Raw genomic sequence first — 19,739 nt, forward strand, 5'->3', positions numbered from 1 at the left:
GGGCGGCGGGACGGGACCGGGAGCGGCTACTCCTTGGAGCGCACCCGCAGGTTGGTGATCAGCGGGCCCTCGGTGGTCTCGCGGAAGAAGTCGTTGCCCTTGTCGTCGACGACGATGAAGGCCGGGAAGTCCTCGACCTCGATGCGCCAGACGGCCTCCATGCCGAGCTCGGCGTACTCCAGCACCTCGACCTTCTTGATGCAGTCCTGGGCGAGGCGGGCGGCCGGGCCGCCGATGGAGCCGAGGTAGAAGCCGCCGTGGGCGGCGCAGGCGTCGGTGACCTGCTTGCTGCGGTTGCCCTTGGCGAGCATGACCATGGAGCCGCCGGCCGCCTGGAACTGGTCGACGTAGGAGTCCATCCGGCCGGCCGTGGTGGGGCCGAAGGAACCGGAGGCGTAGCCCTCGGGGGTCTTGGCCGGGCCGGCGTAGTAGACCGGGTGGTCCTGGAGGTACTTGGGCATGCCCTCGCCGGCGTCCAGGCGCTCCTTGATCTTGGCGTGGGCGATGTCGCGGGCGACGACGAGCGTGCCGGTGAGCGAGAGCCGGGTCTTGACCGGGTACTTCGACAGCTCGGCGCGGATCGCGGGCATCGGCTGGTCGAGGTCGACGCGCACCACGTCGTCGTCGAGGTGCTCGTCGGTGGTGTCCGGCAGGTACTTCGCCGGGTCGGTCTCCAGCTGCTCCAGGAACACGCCCTCGGCGGTGATCTTGCCGAGCGCCTGGCGGTCGGCGGAGCAGGAGACGGCCATCGCGACCGGCAGCGAGGCGCCGTGGCGCGGCAGCCGGACCACGCGCACGTCGTGGCAGAAGTACTTGCCGCCGAACTGGGCGCCGATGCCGATCTTCTGGGTCAGCTCGGTGACCTTGGCCTCCAGCTCCAGGTCGCGGAAGCCGTGGCCGGTCCTGGCGTCGCCGGAGGTCGGCAGGCTGTCCAGGTAGTGCGCCGAGGCGTACTTGGCGGTCTTGAGCGCGAACTCGGCGCTGGTGCCGCCGATCACGATCGCCAGGTGGTACGGCGGGCAGGCGGCGGTGCCGAGGGAGCGGATCTTCTGCTCCAGGAACGAGAGCATGCTGGCCTCGTTCAGGATGGCCTTGGTCTCCTGGTACAGGTACGACTTGTTGGCCGAGCCGCCGCCCTTGGCCATGAAGAGGAACTTGTACGCGTCGCCGTCGGTGGCGTACAGCTCGATCTGGGCCGGCAGGTTGTTGCCGGTGTTCTTCTCGTCCCACATGGTCACCGGGGCCATCTGGGAGTAGCGCAGGTTGAGCTTGGTGTACGCGTCGAACACGCCGCGGGCGATGGCGGACTCGTCCGCGCCGGAGGTCAGCACGGACTGGCCGCGCTTGCCCATGACGATCGCGGTGCCGGTGTCCTGGCACATCGGGAGGATGCCGCCGGCCGAGATGTTGACGTTCTTCAGCAGGTCGAGCGCGACGAAGCGGTCGTTGGGGCTGGCCTCCGGGTCGTCCAGGATGCGGCGCAGCTGGGCGAGGTGCGCGGGGCGCAGGTAGTGGGAGATGTCGTGCATCGCCTCGGCGGTGAGCAGGCGCAGTGCCTCGGGCTCGACCTGGAGGAAGGTGCGGCCGCCGGCCTCGAAGGTGGAGACACCCTCGGAGGTGAGCTTGCGGTACGGGGTCGGGTCAGCGCCCAGGGGGAGCAGGTCGCTGTACTCGAAGTCTGGCGTGGGAGCCATCGGGGCGGTCCTTAGGGGTCCAGTGGTCCGGCTGCGTCGGCGAAGCACCATCCAGGGTAGGACCCGCCGGCGGGACGCCTGCGGACAGGTCAGCCTTGCGTGACCGGGCTCACTCGGGCTGCAGTGCGAGCGACTAGGCTTGGGCCGTGGACAACTCGCCGTCACAGGACGACCCGGGGCAGCCGACGGTGCCGGCGCCCGTACCCCTGGCCAAGCCCGAACTGACGCCCCAGCCGAGGCCCGAGGCCAACGCCCCGGTGGCGCAGGCCGAGATGCGGGTCTCGGACGCCGACCGCGAGCGGATCGCGGAGTTGCTGCGGGACGCCTACGCCGAGGGTCGGCTGGACGCGGACGAGCACGCCGAGCGGATCGGGGCCGCGTACGCCGCCAAGACCTTCGGTGACCTGGTCCCGTTGACCAGGGACCTCCCGGCCCACCGGTCGGTGTCCTTCGACAAGCCGCCGCTGGACGCCGCGGCGCCGGCCCCCGCGGCGGCCCGGCCGCTGCCGCCCGCGCGGCACGAGGCCCCGTCGGTGGTGGCGATCTTCGGCGGCGCCGCCCGCAAGGGCCGCTGGCGGGTGGGCTCGCACCTGACGGCCTTCACCGCGTTCGGCGGGGTGGAGATCGACCTCTCGGACGCCGTCTTCGAGTCCCCCGAGGTGGAGATCACGGTGACGGCGATCTTCGGCGGGGTCGAGATCCGGGTGCCGGAGAACGTGAGCCTGCTCGGATCCGGGGTCGGCATCTTCGGCGGGTTCGACGTCCGGGAGCAGACCGCGGCGGATCCGTACGCTCCGGTCGTACGGGTCAAGGGCGTTGCCCTGTTCGGGGGTTGCAACGCCAAGCCGCGCCGGGGCAAGAAGCTCAAGGAGTGGGTCCGCAAGCAACTCGGTGCGGAATAGCTCGAATTGACCTGTCTCGTGCCCGGTTGGGAATCAACTCCCGGTCGGGCACGCGGCGTTGTGCCCGGAGCACTCCGTAGTCGATTGCGTGCAGTGTGCATGAATCGCGGCCGGGCGGGGTAGTTCCTTCCGCACATCGCTTCTTGTACGGCTGTGCACCGGAGGCGGCCCAGCGGCCGTCCCGGGCGTTGGACAGCGGGGGTTCGCAGCCGGCAGGGGAGCGAGGTTCCCCGTGTCCGAGAGCCTCGTCAGGAGTACGGCCGTGCTGCATCCGATCGAGTCCCGCACCACCTCGCCAGTCGCCGCCGCCCAGGTGCTGGAGCGCCGGCCGGACGTCCGCCCGCAGCCGCAACCCCCGGGCGGCTCCCAGGGCTCGGCCGCGGGCGAGGACAATCCGTGGCACACCGGTGCGGCCTGTCGGCGGGACGAGGTGGGGTTGTTCTTCGCGCCCTCGAAGGAGCCTACGGCGGCCCGGCTGTCGCGGGAGGAGCAGGCCAAGCAGGTGTGCGCCCGCTGCCCGGTGCTGCTGGAGTGCCGTGAGCACGCGCTGGCCCAGCCGGAGCCGTACGGGGTCTGGGGCGGGCTGACGGCGGCCGAGCGGCGAGTGGTGCTGGCCCGGCGGCGGCGCCGGGACGCGGAGCTGCGCGAGGCGGCCCGGGTGGCCACGGCCGGGCGCCGGATAGCCGGTTGACGCCGGGCCGAAGACCGGTCCGGTACCCCGGCCGCGAGCGGCACCGGTGCCGCAGCCGGCGCCGTGACGGCGGCCGGAAACGCCGCGCGGCCCCGGCGGAGGGGGATTCCGCCGGGGCCGCGCGCCGAAGCGTCCGCGTCCGGGTCAGTTGGCCCGGTCGAAGTCGATCGCGCTGTAGGCCCGCAGCTTCGACAGCTTGTGGACGGAGTTGATCTCGCGGATCGTGCCGCTCTTGGAGCGCATCACCAGCGAGCTGGTGGTGGCGGTCTCCGAGCGGTAGTGGACGCCGCGCAGCAGCTCGCCGTCGGTGATGCCGGTGGCGACGAAGAACACGTTCTCGCCGCTGACCAGGTCGTTGGTGGTGAGCACCCGGTCCAGGTCGTGCCCGGCGTCGAGGGCCTTCTGCCGCTCGGCCTCGTCCTTGGGCCACAGTCGGCCCTGGATGACGCCGCCCATGCACTTCATCGCGCAGGCCGCGATGATGCCCTCGGGGGTGCCGCCGACGCCCATCAGCAGGTCGATGCCGGTGCCCTCGCGGGCGGCCATGATGGCGCCGGCCACGTCGCCGTCGGAGATGAACTTGATCCGGGCGCCCGCTTCGCGGATCTGCCGGACCAGGTCGTCGTGGCGCGGGCGGTCGAGCACGACCACCGTGACGTCCTCGACGGCGCTGCCCTTGGCCTTGGCGACCCGGCGGATGTTGACGGCCGGCGGGGCGGTGATGTCGACGAAGTCGGCGGCCTCCGGTCCGGCCACCAGCTTGTCCATGTAAAACACGGCGCTGGGGTCGAACATGGTGCCGCGGTCGGCGACGGCCAGCACGGCCACCGCGTTGTTCATGCCCTTGGCGGTGAGCGTGGTGCCGTCCACCGGGTCGACCGCGACATCGCACTCGGCGCCGGTGCCGTCGCCGACCCGTTCGCCGTTGTAGAGCATCGGGGCTTCGTCCTTCTCGCCTTCGCCGATGACGACTACGCCGTTCATCGAGACGGTCGAGACGAGGGTGCGCATGGCCTTCACGGCGGCACCGTCGGCCCCGTTCTTGTCACCCCGGCCGACCCACCGGCCGGCGGCCATAGCGGCGGCCTCGGTGACCCGGACGAGCTCGAGCGCGAGGTTCCGGTCCGGAGCCTCGGGCGCGACCTCCAGGGCGCTGGGAAGGTGGTGCGGGTACTGCGTGGTCATCGTCGTTACCTCTCTGTACGCGACGGCCAGTGAGCGCCCGACTACTGCCTGGTCGAACGCCGTGGTGAGGGTAGTGCGATCGTATCTGCCCATGAGATGACTGTCTGTGGCGCAGGTCGCCACCCTGTGGCGGAAACCACCGGTTCGTCCCGCTTCACCCGTACGTGCACACCCCGGGTGGACCCGCCGGAATGTGGATGAGTCACCATGAGGGGGTGGCTGCACAGAGCAAGGGCATGAGGGGTCGGCAGACCGTACGGGACATGGTCCTGTCGATGCTGGCGGTCGGTTTCGTCGTCTGGATCGGTTACCTGTTCCTCCCGCACGACGCGAACAGCGATCCGGTGCACGTGGTCTCGTACAAGGTGGAGGCGGCCTCGGCGAAGCGCGCCGCGCCCTATCCGCTGCTCTCCCCGGAGGGGTTGTCCGACAAGTGGCGGGCCACCTCGGTCAGTTACACGCCGGCTGGCATCAACAACGGCAAGGGAAACGCCTGGCACCTGGGCTTCGTGACGCCCTCCGGCCAGTACGCGGCGGTCGAGCAGGCCGACGTCCCGCGCGAGAAGCTGCTCGCCGACAAGGTCGAGGGCGCCCAGCCGGACGGCACCTCGGACGCCGCCGGGCACGCCTGGGACCGGGTGCAGGGCGAGAAGGCCCGCGCGCTGGCCGTCCAGACCGGCTCGGCTACCACCCTGATCACCGGCACCGCCTCCTACGAGGAGCTGGCCGAGCTGGCCCAGGCGCTCAAGTAGCGCCCCGGCCCGCGGACGCGGAAGGGCCCGCACCGGACGAACCGGTGCGGGCCCTTCGCCGTCGCGGGGCGCGATCAGACCGTGGTGACGACCTCGTCGTACGCCAGGCGCGGGGAGCGCGGGAACCAGGCGTCCTCGCCCGGCTTGCCGATGTTGACCACGGCCAGCACCGAGTGCTCGCCGTCGCCGAAGAACTCCTTGTTGATGCCCTCGGCGTCGAAGCCGGTCATCGGGCCGGCGGCCAGGCCGGCGGCGCGCACGCCGATGATGAAGTAGGCGGCCTGCAGGGCGCCGTTCAGCGCGGCGGAGGACTCACGGGCGGAGCGCTCCGAGAAGAACACGTCCTTGGCCTGCGGGAAGTGCGGGAACTGGGTCGGCAGCTCCTCGTGGAACTCGTTGTCCGCGGCCAGGATGGCGACCAGCGGGGCGGCGGCGGTCTTGGCCTTGTTGCCGTCCGACAGGTGCTGGACGAGACGCTCGCGGCCCTCGGCGGAGCGGACCAGGACGACGCGCAGCGGCTGCTGGTTGAAGGCGGTCGGGCCGTACTTGACCAGGTCGTAGATGGCCTGGACCTGCTCCTCGGTGACCGGCTCGTCGGTGAAGGTGTTCGCGGTGCGGGCCTCGCGGAACAGCAGGTCCTGGGCGGCGGCGTCGAGTACCAGGGCGTCGGTGGTCATGCTTCTGCACCTCATGCGGGAGGGGGGTCGTCGGTGTGACCGGCGCGGCCGATCAGTTCTTCCAACATAGGTGAAGATTCAACGATTCCCCAAGCGATTGTGACTTGCCTCACAACCGCCTTGGTGTGACCCGGGCGGGATCACTCCCCGCCCGGGACCTCGCCCTCCTCGGCGGCCAGCGCGGCGTCCAGCCGGGCCCGCGCGCCGTCCAGCCAGCGCTGGCAGACCTTCGCCAGCTGCTCGCCGCGCTCCCACAGCGCCAGCGACTCCTCGAGGGAGGTGCCGCCGTTCTCCAGCTGCCGGACCACGTCCAGCAGCGCGTCCCGGGCGTGCTCGTAGCCCAGCGCGTCGTCCGGGGTCGTCGGTGCCGCCGCGTCCTGCTGCTCCTGCTGCTCTGCCATGCGTGCCAGCGTAGGGGCTGGCGCCGACAGGAAGGGCTTCCACGGGCCGAAACCCGGGTGCACCCGGCGGTGCGCGGCGCTGGTCGCCGTCGCATGACCGAGGTACGACCCGCCGTCCCCGCCGACGCGCCCCAACCGGTCCGGCAGCGCTCCTACTGACCCCGCTCCTCCTGACCCCGCTCCTCCGGGGCCACCGTGACGTCGAAGCCGCCGCCCGACACCCGGGCGTGCAGCCCCTCCCCGGCCACGACCTGCGCCGGGTCCGTCACCACCGAGCCGTCCGCCCGCTGCAGCACCGCGTAGCCGCGCTCCAGGGTGGCCGCCGGGGAGAGCGCGACCACCCGGGCCAGGGTGTGCCCGAGGTCGCTCTGGGCGTGGTCCAGCCGGTGCCGCAGGGTGCGCCGGGCCCGCTCCAGCAGACCCTCCACCTCCTGGCCGCGCCCGTCCAGCATCCGGTGCGGGGCGGCCAGCGCCGGGCGGCTGCGCAGCCCGTCCAGCCCGTGCTGTTCGCGCTCGACCCGGGACCGCACGTGCCGACGGGCCCGGTCGCGCAGCTGGCGGACCTTGGCCAGCTCCTCGCCGACGTCCGGAACCACCCGCTTGGCGGCATCGGTCGGGGTGGAGGCGCGCAGGTCGGCGACGAAGTCCAGCAGCGGCTGGTCCGGCTCGTGCCCGATCGCGCTGACCACCGGCGTACGGGCGGCCGCGACCAGCCGCACCAGCCCCTCGTCCGAGAACGGCAGCAGGTCCTCCACGCTGCCGCCGCCGCGGGCCACGATGATCACGTCCACCTCGGGGTGCTCGTCCAGCTCCCGGACGGCCGCGCTCACCCGCTCCACCGCGCTGACCCCCTGCACCGGGACGTTGCGCACCTCGAAGCGCACGGCCGGCCAGCGCCGCCGGGCGTTCTCCAGCACGTCCCGCTCGGCCGCCGAGCCGCGCCCGGTGACCAGCCCGATGCACTGGGGCAGGAACGGCAGCCGCTGCTTGCGCCCCTCCGCGAACAGCCCCTCCCCGGCCAGGCGCCGCTTCAGCTGCTCCAGCCGGGCCAGCAGCTCGCCCAGGCCCACCGGCCGGATCTCCGAGGCCCGCAGCGACAGCTGCCCGCGCGCCGCGTACCACTCCGGCTTGGCGTGCACGACGACCCGCGCGCCCTCCTGCACCACGTCCGCGACCTGGTCGAACACCGAGCGGAAGCAGGTCACCGTGAGCGACACGTCGGCCTGCGGGTCGCGCAGGGTCAGGAACACCACGCCCGCGCCGGGGCGGCGGCTGAGCTGGGTGATCTGCCCCTCGACCCACACCGCGCCGAGCCGGTCGATCCAGCCGCCGATCAGCGCGGAGACCTTGCCGACCGGGAGCGGGGCTTCGGGGGAGCTGGAGTTGGCCATGCGTACGAGGCTAGCGGCGCCCGCCGACACCGTCCGCCGTACCGCCCTGCACGCCGAGCACCACCAGGCCGACCGCCAGCCAGACCAGCCCGACCAGCTGCGCGGTGGTCGAGGCCTCGTAGACCACCGCGCCGATCACCGCGATCCCCAGCAGTGGGACGACCAGGTGCCGCAGCCGGTCCCGCGATCCGTGCCGGACGGTGTACCAGCCGATCACCGAGGCGTGCAGCAGCGCGAAGGCGGTCAGCGCGCCGACGTTCACCACCGAGGTCAGCTGGTCCAGCCCGTCGTCCCGCTCGGCCGCCCAGACCGCCGCCGCCATGGTGACCACCGCGGCCGCCAGCAGCGCCCGGCGCGGCACCGCGCTGGCCGGGTCGACCGAGCCGAGCAGGCGCGGCAGCCGCCCGTCCCGGGCCATCGCGAAGACCAGCCGCCCGGCCGCGGCCTGCCCGGCGAGCGCCGCGAAGGCCGCGCCGATCGCCTTGCCGGCCGCCACCAGCACGTGCAGCCAGTGGCCGACGCCGCCCTCCACGGTGTCGTAGAAGGCCGAGCCCTGGGCGGCCGGGTCGGCGGCCAGCCGCTGGGGGGTGGTGGGCTCCAGCACCGCCGCCAGGTAGGTCTGGGCGACGAACAGCACCCCAGCTAGCGCCAGGCACCACAGCACCGCCCGGGCCACCGCCGCCGAGGCGCCGACGGCCTCCTCGACGAAGGTCGCGATCGCGTCGAAGCCCAGGTAGGAGAGCACCGCGACGGACACCGCGGAGAGCACCGCGGTCATCGAGAAGTCCCCGACGGCGGTGAACGGGGTGTCCCAGCCGCGCCGCGCGCCGTCCTGCGCCAGCACCACCGTGGCCGCGACCACGAACACCACCAGTACCGTGATCTCCAGCGCGAGCACGGCGAAGCCGACCGTGGCCGCCGTACGCACCCCGATCAGGTTGAGCGCCGTGGTCACCACCACGGCGACCGCCGTCCACAACCAGCGGGAGACCTCCGGCACCAGCGAGTGCAGCGCGATCCCGGAGAACAGGTAGGCCACCGCGGGGATCAGCAGGTAGTCGAGCATCGCCATCCACCCGGCGATGAACCCCGGCCCCTCGCCCAGCCCGGCCCGCGCGTAGGCGAACACCGAGCCGGTCTGCGGCACCGCGCGCACCATCTGGGCGTACGAGAAGGCGGTGAAGCCCATCGCGACCGTCGCCGCCAGGTAGACGGTCGCGACGGCGCCGTGGCTCTTGGCGTCCAGCACGCCGAACACGCCGACCGGGGCCATCGGGGCGATGAACAGCAGTCCGTAGACCATCAGATCGCGGACGCCCAGGGTGCGGCGCAGGCCGCTCGGCGTCGGCTGCTCGCTCACAGCGCTCATAGACACCACATTTGAGCAGTTCCGACTGATTTCGACCGGAAAGTGCCTGCTGTCGGCGCGGCTCCCCGGCCCGGGCGGCGGGGCTCCCGGCCGCCCGTACGATGGAGCCATGTCCAACACCGCGCAGCGCCGTGTCCTGCTCGCCGCCCCCCGGGGCTACTGCGCGGGTGTCGACCGCGCCGTGATCGCCGTGGAGAAGGCCCTGGAGCAGTACGGGGCGCCCATCTACGTCCGTAAGCAGATCGTCCACAACAAGTACGTGGTGCAGACCCTGGAGAAGAAGGGCGCGATCTTCGTCGACGAGACGGAGGAGGTGCCCGAGGGCTCGATCGTGGTGTTCTCCGCCCACGGCGTCGCCCCGGCCGTCCACGACGAGGCGCGGGCCGGCAAGCTCGCCACCGTCGACGCGACCTGCCCGCTGGTCACCAAGGTGCACAAGGAGGCCGTGCGCTTCGCCGACGAGGGCTACGACATCCTGCTGGTGGGCCACGAGGGCCACGAGGAGGTCATCGGCACCATGGGCGAGGCCCCGGACCGGATCCACCTGGTGGACGGTGCCGAGGACGTCGCCAACGTCGAGGTGCGGGACGAGTCCAAGATCGTCTGGCTGTCCCAGACCACGCTGTCGGTGGACGAGACCATGGCCACCGTCGGCGAGCTGAAGAAGCGCTTCCCGGCGCTGGTCAGCCCGCCCAGCGACGACATCTGCTACGCGACCCAGAACCGCCAGGTCGCGGTCAAGCAGCTGGCCCCGGAGACCGACCTGCTGATCGTGGTCGGCTCCAAGAACTCCTCCAACTCGGTCCGCCTGGTCGAGGTCGGCCTGGAGTACGGCGCCAAGGCGGCCCACCTGGTCGACTTCGCCGAGGAGATCCAGGAGTCCTGGCTGGAGGGCGTCACCACGGTCGGCCTGACCAGCGGCGCCTCGGTGCCGGAGATCCTGGTCGACGGGGTGCTGGAGTTCCTGGCCGCGCGCGGTTACGACACGGTCGAGACGGTCAAGACCGCCGAGGAGCACCTGACCTTCTCGCTGCCCAAGGAGCTGCGCCGCGACCTGCGCGCCGAGGCCGCGGGCAAGCTCTAGAGTCCGTCCGCGTCGGACCCGGTGCCCGGTGCGGGCACCGGGTCCTTTGCGTCCGCCCGTTGCGTCCGCCCGTTGCGGTGCGCCCCCGCCCCGGCTCTCGTAACTTTGTGCACAGGCTGTGGACGAGCCGGTCCGCGGCCGGACGGCGGAGGGTGGAGCGATGACGGCGGTATTCGGCGTGGACATCGGCGGTTCGGGCATCAAGGGCGCCCCGGTCGACCTCGCCCGGGGCGTACTCGCCCAGGAACGGCACAAGGTGCTCACCCCCCAGCCGTCCGAGCCGGAGGCCGTGGTCGCCGCCGTCCGCGAGGTGGTCCGGCACTTCGACCACCAGGGCCCGGTCGGGCTGACCTTCCCCGGCGTGGTGGTCGGCGGCCGCACCCGGACCGCGGCCAACGTCGACAAGGGCTGGATCGGCCTGGACGCCGCGGGCATGTTCCGCGACGCGCTGGACCTCCCCGCGACCGTCCTCAACGACGCCGACGCGGCCGGCCTCGCCGAGACCGCGCACGGCGCCGGGCGGGGCGAGCCGGGCGTGGTCCTGGTGCTCACCTTCGGCACCGGCATCGGCAGCGCGCTCTTCGTCGACGGCACGCTGGTGCCCAACACCGAGCTGGGCCACCTGGAACTGCGCGGCAAGGACGCCGAGCGCCGGGCCTCCTCGGCCGCGAAGGACCGGCACGACCTGAGCTGGGAGCAGTGGGCCGGGCGGGTCGACGAGTACCTGGACCTGGTGGAGATGCTGTTCTCGCCGCAGCTGATCGTGATCGGCGGCGGGGTGAGCCGCAAGCACGACAGGTTCCTGCCGCTGTTGAAGGACCGCGGGGTGCGGGTGGTGCCGGCGGAGCTGCGCAACGACGCGGGCATCGTCGGGGCCGCCATGGCGGCGGCCCGGGCGGCGGGCTGAGGCCCGCCCGCCGGGGCGTCAGCGGGAGCGGCGGATCCGGCGCTGGGCGACGAAGCGGGCCAGCACGATCAGCGCGGCCAGCCCGGTGCCGGAGAACAGCCAGCCGGCCCGCAGCGCCAGCCCGGTCGCGAGTGCCACCACCTGGGCGGTGACGCCCGAGGAGGTGACCGGCGCGAGCAGCAGCAGGCCGAGCGCGAAGGCGATCGGCCCGCTGATCGGGGCGGCCAGCAGGTCGGCGTAGCGGACCCGGACGGCCAGCTGGAAGCAGACCATCAGGTAACCGAGGCCGAACAGCCAGCCGAGGTCGTCGAAGAGCAGCCGGTCCAGGCCGGCCACCGCGAGCGTGGCCAGCACCGCGACCACGCCGGTGCCGATCGCGGTCAGCCGGGTCGGCCGACCGGTCCGCCGCCGCCCGTAGACCCGCAGCCGGCGCTTGGGGGACGGCCGGGGGGCGGGCCGGTCGGCCACCGGGCGTAGCCGGGAGGGGGGAGCCGCGGGGGCTCCGGCGCTCTCGGGTGCCCGGCCGGGACCGGGGACGGCGGCCGGGGCCGCGCCGCTCGACGGACGGCGTCTGGGCCCTGGCGGCTGGGTACGGATGCTCTGCTCCACCCGCCCAACGTACGGTCCGATCATCGCCACACTGTGTAATGGACCGTTCAGGTCTTGTCCCGTGTCCCCGGAAGGCGTACTCCTGTGATCGTCACTCAAGGGGCTGACCTGCTCGGCCGAGTCGACTCACCATGATCATCTGATGACCGTACGGGGACCGCGATGACCGCCGCATTCACCTTCGAACGCCTCGACCACGTCCAGCTCGACATCCCGGCCGGTGCCGAGGACGAGTGCCGCGCCTTCTGGTCCGGCGTGCTCGGCATGACGGAACTGGCGAAGCCGCCGGTGCTGGCGGCCCGCGGCGGCTGCTGGTTCCGCGGCGGCGGGGTCGAGGTGCACCTCGGTGTCACCCCGGACTTCCGCCCGGCCAAGAAGGGCCACCCGGGCATCCTGGTGACCTCCCTGGACGCCCTGGCCGAGCGGCTCACCGCCCATGGCCACGAGGTGATCTGGGACGACAGCCACCCCGGTCACCGCCGCTTCTACGCCGCCGACAAGCTGGGCAACCGGCTGGAGTTCCTGGAGCCGCTGCCCGCGCCGACCGAGGAGTGAGGCTCCGGGGGCGCTGCCCGTAGACTTGGGGGTCGGCCCGTACGGTGCCGACCCAACTCCTCCAAGCCCACGGGACTGCGCTTCATGTCGCTCACGATCGGAATCGTCGGCCTGCCGAACGTCGGCAAGTCGACCCTGTTCAACGCCCTGACCAAGAACGACGTGCTGGCGGCCAACTACCCGTTCGCCACCATCGAGCCGAACGTCGGTGTCGTCGGCGTCCCGGACGAGCGGCTGGCCAAGCTCGCCGAGATCTTCGGCTCCCAGCGCATCCTCCCGGCCACCGTGGACTTCGTCGACATCGCCGGCATCGTGCGCGGCGCCAGCGAGGGCGAGGGCCTGGGCAACAAGTTCCTCGCCAACATCCGTGAGTCGGACGCGATCTGCCAGGTCGTGCGCGCCTTCACCGACCCGGACGTGGTGCACGTGGACGGCAAGGTGTCGCCCAAGGACGACATCGAGACCATCCACACCGAGCTGATCCTGGCCGACCTCCAGACCATCGAGAAGGTCCTGCCGCGGCTCCAGAAGGAGGCGCGCCTGAAGAAGGAGACCGCCTCCGTGCTGGCCGCCGCCGAGGCCGCGCAGGCGGTCCTGGAGACCGGCAAGACCCTCTTCGAGGCCGGCTTCGACACCACCCCGATCCGTGAGCTGCACCTGCTGACCGCCAAGCCCTTCCTCTACGTCTTCAACGTGGACGAGGACGAGCTGGCCGACGAGGACTTCAAGAACGCCCAGCGCGAGCTGGTCGCCCCGGCCGAGGCGATCTTCCTCAGCGCCAAGATCGAGTCCGAGCTGATCGAGCTCGACGACGCCGAGGCCCTCGAACTCCTCCAGGCCATGGGCCAGGAGGAGCCCGGCCTGGCCACCCTCGCCCGGGTCGGCTTCGACACCCTCGGCCTGCAGACCTACCTCACGGCCGGCCCCAAGGAAACCCGCGCCTGGACCATCAAGAAGGGCGCCACCGCCCCCGAGGCCGCCGGAGTCATCCACACCGACTTCCAGAAGGGCTTCATCAAGGCCGAGGTGATCTCCTTCCAGGACCTGGTCGAGACCGGCTCCATCGCCGAGGCCCGCTCCAAGGGCAAGGCCCGGATCGAGGGCAAGGAGTACGTCATGCAGGACGGCGACGTGGTGGAGTTCCGCTTCAACGTGTGATCAGACCACTGCTGCATGTCACGTGACGTGGCAAGTGCGCAGGTCGGAGAGGGTCGGATTCCAGGAGTCCGGCCCTCTCGTCATTTCCGTGCTGACTTGGTGCTGACGTGCGAGAGCCTGCATCGGCCGTCGATCCACCCGGAAGCGCTCGCTTGAGTGGTACCTTATTCGGTACCACTCGCCGAAGGGGGTATGCGCCATGTCCATCACCGCGAGCGAGGCCCGCAGGGATCTCTTCCCGTTGATCAAGAAGGTCAACGAGGATCATGACGCCATCGAGATCGTGTCCAAGCACGGAAATGCCGTGCTCGTCTCGGCCGAGGATTACGCCTCCTTGCGCGAGGGCTCCTATCTCCTGCGTTCGCCGGCGAACGCGCGTCGCCTGCTGAAGGCGTACGACAATGCGCTGAACGGCACAGGGCTCTCCGAGCGCACACTCATCGACCCCGACTCGGCTGATGCCGGGCGGGGTGTCGAGTGAGGCTCGTCTTCGAAGAGCAGGGCTGGGAGGACTACACGTCCTGGCTCACGAACGATCGCAAGATGCTCGCGAGGATCAACAAGCTCATCGAGGACGTCCTGCGCGATCCGTTCACCGGGATCGGCAAGCCCGAGCCGCTGAAGTACCACCTGCCAGGGGCCTGGTCGCGGCGGATCGACGACGAGCATCGCCTCGTCTATCTGGTCACCGACCGGGAAGTCATCGTCCTGGCGGCCCGCTACCACTACTGATTTCCGGTCCTGGCGTGCTGTCACGGCGCTGATCCGTGCTGACTCGGGCCCTCGGAATCAGCGTTTCCGCGGGTCGCGGCTGTGTGGTGGCAACTCTGCCGCGGCGTCTGGCGGGTGCCGCAACTCTCGTGCCGGGGGCCGGACTCCGGGTGCAGTCCGGCCCCTTCGGCGGGTCCGGTCAGGCCTGGACGGTGACGGTCAGGGTGCCGTCGGGGGTGGTGGTGACGGTGACGGCGTCGAGGGTGGGGGCGAGGGCGTCCGGGTGGTGGGCGGCGGCGCGGGGGCCGATGCCGATGACGCGCATGCCGGCCGCCCGGGCGGCGGCGATGCCGGCGCCGGAGTCCTCGAAGGCGAGGCAGTCGGCGGGGGCGAAGCCGAGGGCGGCGGCGCCCTTGAGGAAGCCCTCGGGGTCGGGCTTGCTGGCGCCGACGGACTCGGCGGTGACCAGGACGGGCGGCATCGGCAGGCCGGCGGCGTCCATCCGGACCTGGGCCAGTGGCAGGTCGGCGGAGGTGACCAGGGCGTGCGGGAGGCCGGCCAGTGAGGCGAGGAAGGCGTCGGCGCCGGGGACCTGGACGACGCCCTCGGTGTCGGCGCGCTCCTCGGCGAGCATCTGCTCGTTCTCGGCGAGGTTGACCTCGACCGGGCGGTCCGGCAGCAGGACGGCCATGGTCGCGTGGCCCTGGCGGCCGTGGACGACGGTGAGCGCCGCGACCGGGTCGAGGCCGTGCCGCTCGGCCCAGCGGGTCCAGCAGCGCTCGACCACGGCGTCGGAGTTGACCAGGGTGCCGTCCATGTCGAGCAGGAGGGCGCGGGCGGTGAGCCGGACGGGGGCGGCGGTCATGGGGCTGCTCCTGGGAGGGAGAATGGCGGCGACGAGCCGGCGAAGGCGAGCTCTTTGTTTCTAAATGATACAAAAGATCACGGGAGCAGGTGGGCGTTGACCGCCCGGGCCTGAGCGGCCAGCTCCGCCAGCTCCACCACCTCGACGCCGGCCGCCTCCAGCAGGGCCGTGCCCTGGCAGTCGGTGACGAAGAGGTCCGGCTCCCGCCAGGCGACCACCACCCGCGGCACGCCCGCCGCGATGAGCAGCCGGGCGCACGGCACCGGTCGCGAGGCCCGCTGGCCGCAGGGCTCCAGGCTGCTGTAGACGGTCGCCCCGCGCAGTCGGGGGTCGTTCGCCGGGAGCTTGGCCAGGGCCGCCTCCTCGGCGTGGTCGTGGACGTCCGCCTCCCGGCTGTAGCCCTCCGCCAGCACCTCGCCGTCGGCGCCGACGATCACCGCGCCGACCGAGAAGGCCGTCCCGGAGGGCGGGCAGCGGCGGGAGAGTTCGACCGCCCGGCGCAGGTGGTCCAGGTCGGTGGCGGCGGGGTGGGTCACGGCGCGGGCTCCTTCGGGGCGTACCTGAGCAGGACGACGTCGCCCACCGTACGTGCCTCCAGCAGCCGCATCCGCCGGGCCGGCCCGCCCGGGAAGGCGGCCGGGCGGACGAACCGGGGGGCCCCGTCCTGACCGACCAGCAGTGGGGCGACGGCCAGCTGGAGTTCGTCCGCCAGGCCTCCGGCGAGGAACTGGGTGTGCACCCCGCCGCCGCCCTCGACCATCAGCCGGCGCACCCCGCGCGCGCCCAGGTCGTCCAGCACCGCGCCGAGGTCCACCGAGTCGCCGAGCGGGACCACCTCGGCCAGCCCGTCGAGCCGGGGTCGCAGCGCCGCCGCCCCGGCCGTCGTGGTGTAGGCGAGCTTGGCGCCGCCGGTGTGCCAGAAGCGCAGGTCGGCGTCGAGCCCGCCGCTCGCGCTGAGCGTCACCTTCAGCGGGTGCTCCGGCCGCCCGGCCGCCACCCGGGCGGCCCGCCGGGCGGGGTCGTTGACCAGCAGTCGCGGGTTGTCGGCGCGCAGGGTGTTGCCGCCGACCAGGATCGCGTCGGCGGCCGCCCGCTCCTCGTCGACCCGGTCGAAGTCGGCGGCGTTGGAGAGCAGCAGGCGGTCGGGGGAGGCGTCGTCGAGGTGGCCGTCGAGCGACACGGCGGCGCTCAGCAGGACGAAGGGGCGCTGGCCGGGGCCGGGCATGGGCGGGACCGTTCTGTCGGGGCCGTTCGGTCGGGCCGTTCGGTCGGGGCGCCTCCACGGTACGGCGGCCCGCGGGGACCGGGGCGATCGATGGCCGCCATGTGAGACAGTTCTTCTCGCCATACGGGATGAAGCGTAGCGTCGGAGCAGTCGCGGAGACGGAACACCGACCACGCCCCAGGGGGACCCCATGCCCGAACCGCAGCCTGCCGCCGCCTACACCCACGGCCACCAGGAGGCCGTACTGCGCTCGCACCGCTCCCGCACCGCCGCCGACTCGGCCGCCTACCTGCTGGACCGGCTGCGGCCCGGCCAGGCGCTGCTGGACGTCGGCTGCGGCCCCGGCACGATCACCGCCGACCTGGCCGAGCTGGTCGGCCCCGACGGGCGGGTGGTGGCCGTGGACACTTCCGCCGAGGTGCTGGAGCAGGCCGCCGGGTACGTCGCCGGGCGCGGGCTGTCCAATGTGGTGTTCGAACTCGCCGACGTGCACCGACTGCCCTACGGGGACGGCGAGTTCGACGTGGTGCACGCCCACCAGGTGCTGCAGCACGTGGCCGATCCGGTGGCCGCGCTGGGCGAGATGCGCCGGGTGACGGCCCCCGGCGGGGTGATCGCGGCCCGGGACGTCGACTACGCCTCGATGACCTGGTTCCCCGAGGTGCCCGCGCTGGACCGCTGGCTGGAGCTGTACCGGCGGACCGCCCGGGCCAACGGCGGCGAGCCGGACGCCGGGCGGCGGCTGCTGTCCTGGGCCCGTGCGGCCGGCCTCACCGAGGTCACCGCGAGCACCGGCACCTGGACGTTCGCGACGCCCGAGCGGCGGGACTGGTGGGGCGGGCTGTGGGCGGACCGGGTGACCGGCACGGCCCTCGGCCGGACGGCGGTGGAGCGGGGCTTCGCGGACCGGGACGAGCTGGCGCGGATCGCGGACGGCTGGCGGGAGTGGAGCGCCGCCGAGGACGGGTGGTTCTCGATGCTCCACGGCGAGATCCTGGCCCTGGTCCCGCAGGACGGACCGGGGCGGTGACGGCCGGGCGGGCGTTCGGAAAGATCGGGTAAAGTCGCGCGACCGCGCAGCGCGGGCCCGTCCGGCCCGAGCGGCGGTGTCGAGAGCCGAAACGCCGAGTAAGAGGCCCGCTCGGGCGGGTCGGGGGAGCCCACGTGTCCAAGCCTGAGTCCGAGCCGCCCGCCGCCGCGGGGCCGGACCCGCGGGTGGACTTCCGCAAGGAGCCGGACCCCGAGGACGCACGGGACACCGGGGCCGGCGAGAACCCCGGCGACGCGGCGAAGAGGGCCCCGGAGACCCCGGAGCCGCAGGACCCCTGGGCCCCGCCGGCCGGCCAACCCGCCCAGGCCGCCCCCGCGCCGTCGCAGGCCCCGCCCCAGCCGCCGCCCCCGCCGCTGCCGGCCGGCGGCTGGGCCTCGGTGCCGCCCTCCGCCGAGTCCGGCTTCCGGCCCGGGACCCCGCACCCGTACCAGCAGCCCCACCCCTACCCGCCGTACGCCCACGCCCCCCACCACCCGTACGACCCCCGCCCGGAGCCGCGCACCAACGGCTTCGCCGTCGGCTCCCTGGCGACCGGCCTGAGCCTGCTCTCGCCGGTGGCCCTGGTGCTCGGGATCGTCGCGCTGCTCCAGATAAGGCGCTGCGGGCAGCGCGGCCGCGGCATGGCGGTGACCGGCCTGGTGTTCGGGGCGGCGGGCACCGTGCTGCTCTCGCTCGCCCTGGGCGCGGGGGACTTCGGCTCCGCGCGGGACGGGCGCGGCGGCGGGTACGTCCAGCAGCCGCCGGCCGGATCCGTCCGCTGGTCCGCGCTGAAGGCCGGGGACTGCTACAACTCCTCCGGCATGAGCGGGAAGCCGGACGAGAACGGCGACGAGACGGTCGCCTGGGTGCGCCGGGTGGCCTGCTCGGAGCAGCACAACGGCGAGGTGGCCGGCACCGCGAAGGTCCCCGACGCCGGCGGCCCCTACCCGGGCGCGGCCGTCGTGCGCGAGCGGGCCGCGACGCTGTGCCGCACAGTGCTCGACGACTACGCGCTGGACCAGTGGGCCGTGCCGGACGGTATGGACGACGTCTACCTCTACCCGAGCGCCGCCAACTGGGCGGTCGGCGAACGGTACGTCACCTGCGGCTTCGAGGACCGCGAGGACCAGCACCTGGGGACGGTCCGCACCGACCGCCGCAGCCTGACCTCCGTTCAGCTGGCCTACCTGGAGGCCGTCCGGGGCTTCAACTCGGCCTACCTGGACACGCCCGCCAAGGACATGGCCGTCGCCGAGGCCGAGTACCGGTCCTGGGCCCGGAAGATGGCCACCGCCTCCCGGGCCGAGGCCGCCGCGCTGCGCCGGCCGACGGCGGAGTGGCCGACCGACATCCAGCCGAAGGTCGACAAACTGGCCGAGACCCAGACCCAGGCGGCCGCCGCCTGGGACGCCGCGGCCACCGGGGACGACCTGGCGGGGGACCTGCGCCGGGCCCGGGCGCTGGTCGCCAGGACCACGCCGCTCAGCGTGGACATCCGGCGCTCGCTCGGCCTGTCCACCGGCGAGCAGGTGCCCGACCTCCGGGTCTGAGCCCGGCCGCCGGGTTACCCGGCGTTAACCCCGCCCGTACCTGCCGGTAGCGAACGGCCCGTAGGGTCAGCCGCGGTGTCCCCGGCCCGACCCCCACGCCGGCCGGGGACACCGGGCGTGGATCCCCGGTAGCCTCCCGGCATGAGCACCTTCCGGGTGATGCGGCAGGACGACAACGGCAACCGCTTCCTGGTCGCCGCGGACCTGGCCGAGGCCGAGGCGCACCGCCTGGCGGCCGAGTTCGAGGCGCGCGGCCACAAGCAGCTGTACTGGGTCGAGTCCCAGGACCCGGATCCCGCCCCGTAGGGTCGGGGCATGGACCAGACCGGCGAGACCATCACCGAGGCCCCGCAGCGGATCGTCGTCGGCGGGGTGCTGATCCGCGGCGGCCGGGTGCTCGCCGCCCGCCGCAACTCACCCGCGGCGGTCGCCGGACGCTGGGAGTTCCCCGGCGGCAAGACCGAGCCCGGGGAGACCGAGGCGCAGGCGCTGGAGCGCGAACTGCTGGAGGAACTGGGCGTACGGGCGCGGGCGCTGCGGCGGCTGCCCGGCGCGTGGGCCGTGCGCCCGGGGCTGGAGCTGCGGTTCTGGGCCGCCGAACTGCTGGCCGGCGAGCCGAGCGCGCTGGAGGACCACGACGAACTGCGCTGGCTGGGCCCGGCGGAGCTGGACTCGGTGGACTGGATCGGCCACGACCGCGAGGTGCTGCCGCACGTTGCCGCCCTGCTCGCGACGGCGGACGACGCGCAAGCCGCCGGATAGGTCAATCGGACAAGACGACCCAGCGGCCGGGATAGCCTGGGTTCTGCTGGGTATGTCACTTTTCGGCACTATTCGTCACCAGTCGGTGAGCCGCCCCAGCCGGCGACGCCGATCCCGACCAGAGCCGGAGGCCCCGTCGGTGTCGACAACCGGGAACGGCGGCGGGGGAGCGCGGCGGGCAGGCACCGCCGCCGCCCGCGCCCGGCTGCGCCGCGCCGTCA

Annotated in this window: 21 protein-coding genes and 1 pseudogene; 13 read left to right on the forward strand and 9 right to left on the reverse strand. The window is 73.0% G+C overall.

What is annotated here, in order from left to right:
• Positions 1 to 26: 26 nt before the first annotated feature.
• The gene (locus tag BG452_RS41780) at positions 27 to 1,694 is read right to left on the reverse strand and encodes a fumarate hydratase (protein ID WP_188309603.1); all 1,668 of its coding nucleotides are present in this window, start codon (positions 1,692 to 1,694) and stop codon (positions 27 to 29) included.
• Positions 1,695 to 1,840: 146 nt separating this feature from the next.
• On the opposite strand from BG452_RS41780, the gene BG452_RS41785 reads away from it, so the two are divergent.
• Together BG452_RS41785 and BG452_RS41790 are read left to right on the forward strand one after the other, a co-directional pair.
• Positions 1,841 to 2,596, forward strand: coding sequence for a DUF1707 domain-containing protein (locus BG452_RS41785; RefSeq protein ID WP_317621490.1), 756 nt, complete (start codon positions 1,841 to 1,843; stop codon positions 2,594 to 2,596).
• 262 nt (positions 2,597 to 2,858) lie between these two features.
• Positions 2,859 to 3,287, forward strand: a complete 429-nt coding sequence (locus tag BG452_RS41790; protein WP_317621491.1) for a WhiB family transcriptional regulator — start codon at positions 2,859 to 2,861, stop codon at positions 3,285 to 3,287.
• A gap of 144 nt (positions 3,288 to 3,431) precedes the next feature.
• Here the strand turns inward: BG452_RS41790 and glpX are convergent, their stop codons facing one another.
• On the reverse strand, positions 3,432 to 4,472 hold the full coding sequence (gene glpX / locus BG452_RS41795; RefSeq protein WP_188309604.1) for a class II fructose-bisphosphatase: 1,041 nt from the start codon (positions 4,470 to 4,472) through the stop codon (positions 3,432 to 3,434).
• A gap of 215 nt (positions 4,473 to 4,687) precedes the next feature.
• On the opposite strand from glpX, the gene BG452_RS41800 reads away from it, so the two are divergent.
• On the forward strand, positions 4,688 to 5,224 hold the full coding sequence (locus tag BG452_RS41800; RefSeq protein WP_317621492.1) for a DUF4245 domain-containing protein: 537 nt from the start codon (positions 4,688 to 4,690) through the stop codon (positions 5,222 to 5,224).
• Between the two features lie 74 nt (positions 5,225 to 5,298).
• On the opposite strand, the gene BG452_RS41805 is transcribed toward BG452_RS41800, so the two are convergent.
• The 4 genes from BG452_RS41805 to BG452_RS41820 form a co-directional block, all read right to left on the reverse strand.
• Positions 5,299 to 5,901, reverse strand: a complete 603-nt coding sequence (locus BG452_RS41805; RefSeq protein ID WP_188309605.1) for a malonic semialdehyde reductase — start codon at positions 5,899 to 5,901, stop codon at positions 5,299 to 5,301.
• Positions 5,902 to 6,041: 140 nt separating this feature from the next.
• Positions 6,042 to 6,302, reverse strand: a complete 261-nt coding sequence (locus BG452_RS41810; RefSeq protein WP_188309606.1) for an exodeoxyribonuclease VII small subunit — start codon at positions 6,300 to 6,302, stop codon at positions 6,042 to 6,044.
• A 152-nt stretch (positions 6,303 to 6,454) separates the two neighbouring features.
• Positions 6,455 to 7,693 carry an exodeoxyribonuclease VII large subunit gene (gene xseA / locus BG452_RS41815; protein ID WP_188309607.1) on the reverse strand — a complete coding sequence of 413 codons (1,239 nt, stop codon included), beginning with the start codon at positions 7,691 to 7,693 and terminating at the stop codon, positions 6,455 to 6,457.
• A 10-nt stretch (positions 7,694 to 7,703) separates the two neighbouring features.
• On the reverse strand, positions 7,704 to 9,062 hold the full coding sequence (locus tag BG452_RS41820; protein ID WP_188309608.1) for an APC family permease: 1,359 nt from the start codon (positions 9,060 to 9,062) through the stop codon (positions 7,704 to 7,706).
• A gap of 109 nt (positions 9,063 to 9,171) precedes the next feature.
• Here BG452_RS41820 and BG452_RS41825 point away from each other — a divergent pair, with 109 nt between their 5' ends.
• Both BG452_RS41825 and ppgK read left to right on the forward strand, forming a co-directional pair.
• Positions 9,172 to 10,146, forward strand: a complete 975-nt coding sequence (locus tag BG452_RS41825; protein WP_188309609.1) for a 4-hydroxy-3-methylbut-2-enyl diphosphate reductase — start codon at positions 9,172 to 9,174, stop codon at positions 10,144 to 10,146.
• Between the two features lie 160 nt (positions 10,147 to 10,306).
• Positions 10,307 to 11,053, forward strand: coding sequence for a polyphosphate--glucose phosphotransferase (ppgK, locus tag BG452_RS41830; protein WP_188309610.1), 747 nt, complete (start codon positions 10,307 to 10,309; stop codon positions 11,051 to 11,053).
• Between the two features lie 18 nt (positions 11,054 to 11,071).
• Here ppgK and BG452_RS41835 read toward each other — a convergent pair whose 3' ends face one another.
• Positions 11,072 to 11,521, reverse strand: coding sequence for a DUF6542 domain-containing protein (locus tag BG452_RS41835; RefSeq protein WP_188309611.1), 450 nt, complete (start codon positions 11,519 to 11,521; stop codon positions 11,072 to 11,074).
• A 303-nt stretch (positions 11,522 to 11,824) separates the two neighbouring features.
• On the opposite strand from BG452_RS41835, the gene BG452_RS41840 reads away from it, so the two are divergent.
• From BG452_RS41840 to BG452_RS41855, 4 genes are all read left to right on the forward strand, one after another.
• On the forward strand, positions 11,825 to 12,217 hold the full coding sequence (locus BG452_RS41840; RefSeq protein ID WP_188309612.1) for a VOC family protein: 393 nt from the start codon (positions 11,825 to 11,827) through the stop codon (positions 12,215 to 12,217).
• 84 nt (positions 12,218 to 12,301) lie between these two features.
• On the forward strand, positions 12,302 to 13,375 hold the full coding sequence (gene ychF, locus BG452_RS41845) for a redox-regulated ATPase YchF (protein ID WP_188309613.1): 1,074 nt from the start codon (positions 12,302 to 12,304) through the stop codon (positions 13,373 to 13,375).
• Between the two features lie 199 nt (positions 13,376 to 13,574).
• A complete protein-coding gene (locus tag BG452_RS41850; protein ID WP_188309614.1) occupies positions 13,575 to 13,856 on the forward strand; it encodes a type II toxin-antitoxin system Phd/YefM family antitoxin in 282 nt (93 codons plus the stop codon).
• Positions 13,853 to 14,107, forward strand: coding sequence for a Txe/YoeB family addiction module toxin (locus BG452_RS41855; RefSeq protein ID WP_188309615.1), 255 nt, complete (start codon positions 13,853 to 13,855; stop codon positions 14,105 to 14,107). Before BG452_RS41850 ends, BG452_RS41855 begins: the two co-directional genes overlap by 4 nt.
• A gap of 178 nt (positions 14,108 to 14,285) precedes the next feature.
• Here the strand turns inward: BG452_RS41855 and BG452_RS41860 are convergent, their stop codons facing one another.
• The gene (locus tag BG452_RS41860) at positions 14,286 to 14,951 is read right to left on the reverse strand and encodes an HAD-IA family hydrolase (RefSeq protein ID WP_188309616.1); all 666 of its coding nucleotides are present in this window, start codon (positions 14,949 to 14,951) and stop codon (positions 14,286 to 14,288) included.
• A gap of 77 nt (positions 14,952 to 15,028) precedes the next feature.
• A pseudogene (locus tag BG452_RS46710) lies at positions 15,029 to 16,176 on the reverse strand (dihydrofolate reductase family protein).
• 190 nt (positions 16,177 to 16,366) lie between these two features.
• Here BG452_RS46710 and BG452_RS41875 point away from each other — a divergent pair.
• The 4 genes from BG452_RS41875 (at position 16,367) to BG452_RS41890 (ending at position 19,518) form a co-directional block, all read left to right on the forward strand.
• The gene (locus tag BG452_RS41875) at positions 16,367 to 17,206 is read left to right on the forward strand and encodes a methyltransferase domain-containing protein (protein WP_188309619.1); all 840 of its coding nucleotides are present in this window, start codon (positions 16,367 to 16,369) and stop codon (positions 17,204 to 17,206) included.
• Between the two features lie 134 nt (positions 17,207 to 17,340).
• Positions 17,341 to 18,756, forward strand: coding sequence for a DUF4190 domain-containing protein (locus BG452_RS41880; protein WP_188309620.1), 1,416 nt, complete (start codon positions 17,341 to 17,343; stop codon positions 18,754 to 18,756).
• 141 nt (positions 18,757 to 18,897) lie between these two features.
• On the forward strand, positions 18,898 to 19,062 hold the full coding sequence (locus BG452_RS41885) for a hypothetical protein (RefSeq protein ID WP_188309621.1): 165 nt from the start codon (positions 18,898 to 18,900) through the stop codon (positions 19,060 to 19,062).
• 9 nt (positions 19,063 to 19,071) lie between these two features.
• A complete protein-coding gene (locus BG452_RS41890; protein WP_188309622.1) occupies positions 19,072 to 19,518 on the forward strand; it encodes an NUDIX domain-containing protein in 447 nt (148 codons plus the stop codon).
• The last annotated feature ends 221 nt before the right edge of the window (positions 19,519 to 19,739 follow it).

Source organism: Streptomyces sp. CBMA123 (assembly GCF_014596465.1).
Lineage (GTDB): Bacteria > Actinomycetota > Actinomycetes > Streptomycetales > Streptomycetaceae > Kitasatospora.

Excerpts from the sequence above, each read along its gene's own strand:
- BG452_RS41780 (WP_188309603.1), bottom strand. The coding sequence starts at position 1,694 with ATGGCTCCCACGCCAGACTTCGAGTACAGCGACCTGCTCCCCCTGGGC.
- glpX (WP_188309604.1), bottom strand. The coding sequence starts at position 4,472 with ATGACCACGCAGTACCCGCACCACCTTCCCAGCGCCCTGGAGGTCGCG.
- BG452_RS41805 (WP_188309605.1), bottom strand. The coding sequence starts at position 5,901 with ATGACCACCGACGCCCTGGTACTCGACGCCGCCGCCCAGGACCTGCTG.
- BG452_RS41810 (WP_188309606.1), bottom strand. The coding sequence starts at position 6,302 with ATGGCAGAGCAGCAGGAGCAGCAGGACGCGGCGGCACCGACGACCCCG.
- xseA (WP_188309607.1), bottom strand. The coding sequence starts at position 7,693 with ATGGCCAACTCCAGCTCCCCCGAAGCCCCGCTCCCGGTCGGCAAGGTC.
- BG452_RS41820 (WP_188309608.1), bottom strand. The coding sequence starts at position 9,062 with ATGAGCGCTGTGAGCGAGCAGCCGACGCCGAGCGGCCTGCGCCGCACC.
- BG452_RS41825 (WP_188309609.1), top strand. The coding sequence starts at position 9,172 with ATGTCCAACACCGCGCAGCGCCGTGTCCTGCTCGCCGCCCCCCGGGGC.
- ppgK (WP_188309610.1), top strand. The coding sequence starts at position 10,307 with ATGACGGCGGTATTCGGCGTGGACATCGGCGGTTCGGGCATCAAGGGC.
- BG452_RS41840 (WP_188309612.1), top strand. The coding sequence starts at position 11,825 with ATGACCGCCGCATTCACCTTCGAACGCCTCGACCACGTCCAGCTCGAC.
- ychF (WP_188309613.1), top strand. The coding sequence starts at position 12,302 with ATGTCGCTCACGATCGGAATCGTCGGCCTGCCGAACGTCGGCAAGTCG.
- BG452_RS41850 (WP_188309614.1), top strand. The coding sequence starts at position 13,575 with ATGTCCATCACCGCGAGCGAGGCCCGCAGGGATCTCTTCCCGTTGATC.
- BG452_RS41860 (WP_188309616.1), bottom strand. The coding sequence starts at position 14,951 with ATGACCGCCGCCCCCGTCCGGCTCACCGCCCGCGCCCTCCTGCTCGAC.
- BG452_RS41875 (WP_188309619.1), top strand. The coding sequence starts at position 16,367 with ATGCCCGAACCGCAGCCTGCCGCCGCCTACACCCACGGCCACCAGGAG.
- BG452_RS41885 (WP_188309621.1), top strand. The coding sequence starts at position 18,898 with ATGAGCACCTTCCGGGTGATGCGGCAGGACGACAACGGCAACCGCTTC.
- BG452_RS41890 (WP_188309622.1), top strand. The coding sequence starts at position 19,072 with ATGGACCAGACCGGCGAGACCATCACCGAGGCCCCGCAGCGGATCGTC.